A 1,974-nucleotide genomic window follows, 5' to 3' on the forward strand; every position below is an offset into this window, starting at 1 on the left:
TCAACGTCGCTCCCAATAACCTGATCGGCGATGGCGTCGCTGCTCCCGATGTGCCCACACAGGAAACCTTCCCGTATGTGCACTTCGCTTACAGCGGTCGCGATAGCCGTCACATCGACCCCAGTGAAACAGGTTGCGGTGATCAGCCAAACCTTGGCAGCAGTAATCAAGCGGACGCTCCACCGGCAGACCAGGGCGGCAGCACCACCTGCCCTGTCATGTAACGCTGCAAAACCTGTCGAAGTTTCCCGGGCACACTACTCTCAAGTGTGCCCGGTGACCTTCGCCATTTAGTAAAGGCAAGTGATGAAGCTCTCATCTGCAATCATTCTCATCGCCGCTTCCGTCCTGTTTGCCAAGGCAGAAACTCAGCAAGCGACTCCCGCGGAGCAACGCATCGCAGCTGCCAGGCAGCAGATCGCATCCGACCCCAAGAAGCCTGAGGCCTACAACAATCTTGCCCTGGCCTACATCAGCCGCGCACAGGAGACAGAGTCCTCGGAGTACGATCGCCAGGCAGCGGAGGCCATCGCCACTGGCCTCAGCCTCGCTCCGCAGGATTTTCAGCTGCGCAAAGCACACGTAGCTCTTCTACTCGATCAACATGAGTTTGCCCGCGCCAGGGACGAGGCTAAAGACCTGAACCTCCACAACCCCGACGATGCAACGGTCCATGGATATCTGGCTCGAGCCTATATAGGTCTCGGCAACTATCAGGATGCCGAAGCCTCGGCGCAATGGATGTTGAACCTGCAGCCCTTCAACGTTCCCGGATTGCTGATTGCTGCCGACATTCGCGAGCACTATGGCGATCCTGAAGGTGCGTTGGAGGTACTCGATCGTGCTTACGCCGAAACCTCGCCCGGCGAGACCGGCGAGCTAGCCGCGATCGCGAACCACATCGCAGCCATCGAGATCGACATGGGTAAGCTGGATTCCGCCAGCCAGATGCTGCAGCGTGCCGACGAACTTTTTCCCGGCTATCCGCAGACGCTGAAGAACCGGGCACGCATCGGTTTCGTTCACCCTGCGGTGGAAGCCGGCGCCCTGTCCTCTTCCACAACGCTGGAGCATCACGAACGTGTCGAGCCCGCGATACAATCTTCCGCCATCACGCCGGTGGTCTTCTCTCCGGTGCCCACCGCTCTCCTGATCCCTCACGCCACCGGCACTGAGCGCACCATCAAGACCATGCAGAGCCGAGTCCAGAGCAACCCCAAAGATCCGGCTGCTTATTCCGCTCTGGGCGCAGCGTTTTTCCAGCGCGCCCGGGAAACCGGCGACGTGGAAGACTTTCAGCTGGCAGAGCAGGCACTGAACAAGTCTCTCGACCTGAACAGCACGGATTTCTCCGCCGATGCCGCCTACTCCACCATGGCGGAAGTGTGCATGGGCGAGCATCGCTTCAGCGATGCCATCACCTATGCCCAGAAAGCACTGGCCCTGGGATCCGGCGATCTCTCCTCATTTGCCATTGTGGGCGATGCCAACGCGGATATGGGCGAATACGAGCGAGCCGCGGTTGCTTATTCGCTCCTTGACATATCCGGCGACACCGCTTCGCAGCCGCGCAATGTTTATGTGCGCGACAGTCGCACCTCGTATCTCAGATTCGTCTCCGGCGACACGGTGGGGGCAATCCGCCTCATGAAAAGCGCGGTAGCGGCTGGAACCGAAGCTCGATTGCCTGCGGAGAACCTCGCCTGGCTCTACTACGAACTAGGCGAATACGGGTTTCAAGCAGGCGATATTGCTGCCGCCAACAATGCATACCTGGCCGCGCTTAACATCCATCCCGGCGACTATCGTGCTTTGGCCGGGCTGGGAAAGCTTAGCGGCAATCAAGGCCGCTACGCGGAAGCCATCAAGCTCTACCAGGCCGCAATCGCTGTAGTGCCCATGCCCCTGTATGTGGCTGAGCTGGGAGACCTGTACACCAAGGCCGGCAACCCGGCCGAAGCCGCCAAGCAATTT

At 59.7% G+C, this 1,974-nt stretch carries 2 protein-coding genes; both read left to right on the forward strand.

What is annotated here, in order from left to right:
* Positions 1 to 224 (forward strand): hypothetical protein (locus WCB02_RS24220; RefSeq protein ID WP_423962138.1); only part of this gene is annotated, 224 nt, incomplete at its 5' end.
* An 82-nt stretch (positions 225 to 306) separates the two neighbouring features.
* Positions 307 to 1,974 (forward strand): tetratricopeptide repeat protein (locus WCB02_RS24225; protein ID WP_423962140.1); only part of this gene is annotated, 1,668 nt, incomplete at its 3' end.

It is taken from the genome of Bradyrhizobium sp. (genome assembly GCF_049581145.1).
Lineage (GTDB): Bacteria > Pseudomonadota > Alphaproteobacteria > Rhizobiales > Xanthobacteraceae > Bradyrhizobium.